The 1,170-nt window shown below is 30.9% G+C and carries 1 protein-coding gene; it reads right to left on the bottom strand.

The features are described from left to right. Nucleotides 1-101: 101 nt before the first annotated feature. Nucleotides 102-1,052, bottom strand: a complete 951-nt coding sequence (locus G551_RS0112390; RefSeq protein ID WP_027885851.1) for an FRG domain-containing protein — start codon at nt 1,050-1,052, stop codon at nt 102-104. Nucleotides 1,053-1,170: the final 118 nt, after the last annotated feature.

Below are 1,170 nucleotides of genomic sequence, written 5' to 3'. Positions count from 1 at the left end.
GCAAAGGATATAAAAACAAAAAACCTCCTAAAAGCGGTTTAAATAAGTGAGATTTTCTAAGAATTAAAGGCTTGTGCAACGGTTACCATTGTTAGGCAACGTTATTTTTTTAGAGTTAGACTATTTAATATTCCGTTATTCGTTACTTTCTGTCTGAAATCATTCATATCAGGATAGATGTAATTTTTATTTATTCCCATTTCATTTAGTCTTTGCTTAATTGCTGGAATAAGTGACTTATGAATGTTGTAACAACCAGAAAAGGTATCGTGCATTAATAACTGGTCAAATTTTTCTCTTCCTTTCTCTTCTATAAAATAATCAACAAATTCTTTATATGTTCTTTCGAGTGGATACCAAGGATGATTGTTATAGAAGAATAACCCATTTTGGTTTATAATATTTACACTATTCACTATTTGGTAAAACTCATCATCTGGAAGAATTATAGACATATCATTTTCGTCTATTTTTTCATATGTAATCTCATCCGTTTTTAAATTTTTGTCAAAAACAAATTTCCAACTCTCAAACATAGTCGCTTTTGTATAAGTGTAATAGAAAGAGAAATAATTATCAATTTCATTGTTACTTGCTTGGTAGTTCAGATTGTCAATAGCAAAGAATAAAGCAACATAAGGGTCGTATGAAAAATCCAAATATGGTGTTGGTACTCCATAATGTTGCATATAACTTAAATACGCAAGTGAATTATTTTCATTGATTCCTGCATTTTTAAAAAGTTTTTTTACCACTCCATTGTTCCAATCTTTGCAACTTTTAATCAATTCCGTTATAAAGTCTCTGTAGTGTTCACTTATTGAATCAGATGGAACTTGTTTGTGTAATTCTTGATTGGTATATAGTCTTTGAGCAGAATTGTAAAGACGGTATTTAGCTTCGCTACAACCTCTAAAGATAAAAGAATCTCCTTCCTCTGTATATTTTTTTATTTCGTCAAAAATCTTTTCAATGTTATGGTCGATTTTAATACCTCCATTTTGAAAAAACTCTCCCTTTTCTTCGATTTTACTGTATTCTTCTAATTTCAATTCGGTCGGTTTTAATGTTGCCTAACGGTCTAGGCTATGAGTAGTTGCGTGGGTTAGCACTTAACTTTGCAAGTACGCACCAAACTGAAAATCCGCGAGGATTTTCAGAAGTAGGCGA

The sequence above is a fragment of the Mesonia mobilis DSM 19841 genome (genome assembly GCF_000423405.1).
In the GTDB taxonomy this organism is placed as follows: Bacteria; Bacteroidota; Bacteroidia; order Flavobacteriales; family Flavobacteriaceae; genus Mesonia; species Mesonia mobilis.
The sequence above is the reverse complement of the archived record's forward strand: the minus strand, read 5'-3'. Positions and strand labels throughout refer to the sequence as shown.